General features: G+C 71.0%; 3 protein-coding genes. All 3 read left to right on the forward strand.

Annotation, left to right across the window (positions count from 1 at the left end):
• Window positions 1–81: 81 nt before the first annotated feature.
• On the forward strand, window positions 82–2,025 hold the full coding sequence (locus tag RMN86_RS07130; RefSeq protein ID WP_309605142.1) for a beta-galactosidase: 1,944 nt from the start codon (window positions 82–84) through the stop codon (window positions 2,023–2,025).
• A complete protein-coding gene (locus RMN86_RS07135; RefSeq protein WP_309605143.1) occupies window positions 2,022–2,633 on the forward strand; it encodes a helix-turn-helix domain-containing protein in 612 nt (203 codons plus the stop codon). The genes RMN86_RS07130 and RMN86_RS07135 overlap by 4 nt, the downstream gene beginning before the upstream one ends.
• 38 nt (window positions 2,634–2,671) lie before the next feature.
• The coding region (locus RMN86_RS07140) for a GIY-YIG nuclease family protein (RefSeq protein ID WP_309605144.1) at window positions 2,672–3,171 on the forward strand (500 nt) is incomplete at its 3' end.

A 3,171-nucleotide genomic window follows, 5' to 3' on the forward strand; every position in this document is an offset into this window, starting at 1 on the left:
CCCTCTGGAGTTGAGGTCTCGAGTGGGGGGCGGGGACGCGGTTCGGAGGCGGGACTTGGTCGATCTGATGCGCGAGCCGGCATGAAGCTGGGCGTCTGCTACTACCCGGAGCACTGGCCTGAAGGCGACTGGCCCGAGGACGCGCGGCGGATGGCGCAAATGGGCCTCACCTGGGTGCGCATCGGCGAGTTTGCCTGGAGCCGGATCGAGCCGGAGCCGGGGCGCTTTGACTGGGGCTGGTTGGACCGGGCGGTCGAGACGCTGGCCGCCGCCGGCCTCAGGATCGTCATGTGCACCCCCACCGCCACCCCGCCGAAATGGCTGGTGGACGCGCACCCCGAGATGCTCGCGGTCGACGCGCAGGGCCGGCCCAGGCGGTTCGGCTCGCGCCGGCACTATTGCTTTTCGAGCGAAGACTATCGCGCGCAATGCGCAAGGATCACCCAGGCGGTGGCGACCCGCTATGGCCGCCATCCCGCGGTCGGGGCCTGGCAGACGGACAACGAGTACGGCTGTCACGACACCACGATCAGCTATTCGGCCAATGCGGCTCGACGGTTCCGCACCTGGCTGGCCCAGCGCTACCAGTCGATCGAGGCGCTTAACCGGGCCTGGGGCGCGGTGTTCTGGTCGCAGGCGTACCGGGCGTTCGACGAGATCGACCCGCCGAACCTGACCGTCACCGAGGCCAATCCCAGTCACCGGCTCGACTACAACCGCTTTGCCTCCGACGAGGTGGCGGGCTTCAACCGGTTGCAGGCCGACATCCTCCGGCGCCTGTCGCCCGGCCGCGACATCACCCACAACTTCATGGGCTTCTATACCGAGTTCGACCATTTCGCCGTGGCCCGCGACCTCGATGTCGCCAGCTGGGACAGCTATCCCCTGGGCTTCCTTGAACAGTTCTGGTTCAGCGACGCGGAGAAGCTGGCCTACCTGCGCCAGGGCCATCCGGACATCGCCGGCTTCCATCACGACCTCTACCGGGGGTGCGGACGGGGCCGCTGGTGGGTGATGGAACAGCAGCCGGGGCCGGTGAACTGGGCGCGGTTCAATCCGGCCCCGCTGCCGGGGGTGGTGCGCACCTGGAGCTGGGAAGCCTTCGCCCACGGCGCAGAGGTGGTCAGCTATTTCCGCTGGCGCCAGGCCCCGTTCGGGCAGGAACAGCTGCACGCGGGCCTGAACCGCCCAGACCGCGTGGAGGACCAGGGCGGCCGCGAGGCGCGGCAGGTGGCCCAAGAGATCGGGGCCCTGGGTCCGCTGGCGCCCTGCCGCCGCGCCGCCGTGGCGCTGGTGTTCAGCTATGAGGCGGACTGGCATCTGAAGATCCAGCCGCAGGGCCAGGGATTCGACGGCCTGCGGCTGGCGTTCGAGATGTACGAGGCGCTGCGTCGGCGCGGCCTCGATATCGACATCCTGCCGCCGGACGCGGACTTTACCGGCTTTGGGCTGGTGGTCTGTCCCACCTTGCCGATGCTGCAACCGGCGACGCTTGCGGCCCTTGAGGCGTCCGGCGCGGTGGTGCTGTTCGGGCCGCGCACCGGCTCGCGCACCCCCGAAGGCCAGATCCCGCCGGAGCTGCCGCCGGGGCCGTTGCAGGCCGGGCTGGCCGTCAAGGTCACGCGGGTCGAGAGCCTGCGACCCGGCGCCGGGCCACAGGTCGCGTTCGAGGGCCGGACCCTTGGCGCGCGGCTGTGGCGCGAGACGCTGGAGACGGCGCTCATCCCGCGCGCCCGGTTCACCGACGGCGGGGCGGCGTGGGTCGCGCAGGGGCGGCTGAACTATCTGGCGACCTGGCCTGGGGCCGAACTGCTCGACGCGGTGATCGAAACCCTGGCGGGGGCGGCCGGCATCCCCCTCACCGACCTGCCGCCGGGCGTGCGCCTGCGCCGCCGCGACGGCGTCACCTTCGCCTTCAATTTCGCGCCGGAGCCCCAACCGACCCCGGCGCCGCCGGGCGCGACGTTCCTCATGGGTGGCGAGGTCCTGCCACCCGGGGGCCTGGCCGCCTGGCGCCAGCCTTGACCGCGCCGGCGCCCTCCGCCGCGCGCCGCCGGACCCGCCTGACGCCAACCGCGCGGCGCAGCCAGATCCTCGACGCCGCTGCGCGGCTGATCCTGGACCAGGGGCTCTCGGCCCTGGGCATGGAGCGGCTGGCCCGCGACGCCGGCATCAGCAAGGGGCTGCTCTATGCCTATTTCCCCAGTCGCGACGCCCTGCTGGCCGCCCTGCTGCGCCGCGAACAGACCGAGCTGCGCGAGCGCGGCATGAGTACGGCGCTGAAGGCCACCACCTTCGCCGAGGTCATCCGCCGGACCACCCGGCTCTATCTGGAACAGATGCGCGACCGCGGCGCCCTGATCGCGCCGCTGCTGGACGATCCTTCGGTGGCCCGGCTGATGGAGGCCGACAACCGCGCCGAGCGCGACCGCACCATCCGCTATTTCGTCCGCCTGACCCGGCGCGAGTACGGCCTGCCCCTGCCGCTGGCCATATCCGCCGTCGACCTCTTGATGGCGGTGACCGGCCGGGCCGGCCAGCGGGTGGCCGAGCGATCCCTCGACCTTGACGAGGCCGAGGAGACCTGTGTGCGGATCCTCGGCGGCGCCCTGGCGGCGCTCGCCGCCGCCTGACGCTGCACGGGGCGCGGGACTCGCCTATATCTGGCGCCATGCCCACCGACATCGCCGAGGCGCCCCTGCAGGGCGCGGCGCTCATCAAGGACGAGGTCAAGCGCCTGCCGGATCGTCCAGGCGTCTACCGGATGATGGGCGAGGGCGGCGAGGTGCTCTACGTCGGCAAGGCGCGGTCCCTGAAAAAGCGCGTGATCCAGTATGCGCAAGGCCGCTTCCACACCCAGCGCATCGCCCACATGGTGGATCTGACGCGGTCGATGGAGTTCGTCACCACCCGCACAGAGACCGACGCCCTGCTGCTCGAGATCAACCTGATCAAGCAGCTGAAGCCCCGCTTCAACGTCCTCTTGCGCGACGACAAGTCGTTCCCCGAGATCGTCATCCGCCGCGAGCACCCCGCCGCCCAGCTGCGCAAACACCGCGGCGCCCACACCATCAAGGGCGACTATTTCGGCCCCTTCGCCAGCGCCGGCGCGGTCAACCGCACGCTCAACACCCTGCAGAAGGCGTTCCTGCTCAGGTCCTGCTCCGACAG

Origin of the sequence: Phenylobacterium sp. (assembly GCF_031360265.1) — a bacterium.
Taxonomy (GTDB): domain Bacteria; phylum Pseudomonadota; class Alphaproteobacteria; order Caulobacterales; family Caulobacteraceae; genus Phenylobacterium.

What these genes read in the sequence shown, in the direction of transcription:
- RMN86_RS07130 (WP_309605142.1), top strand. Translation starts at nt 82, where the DNA reads ATGAAGCTGGGCGTCTGCTACTACCCGGAGCACTGGCCTGAAGGCGAC.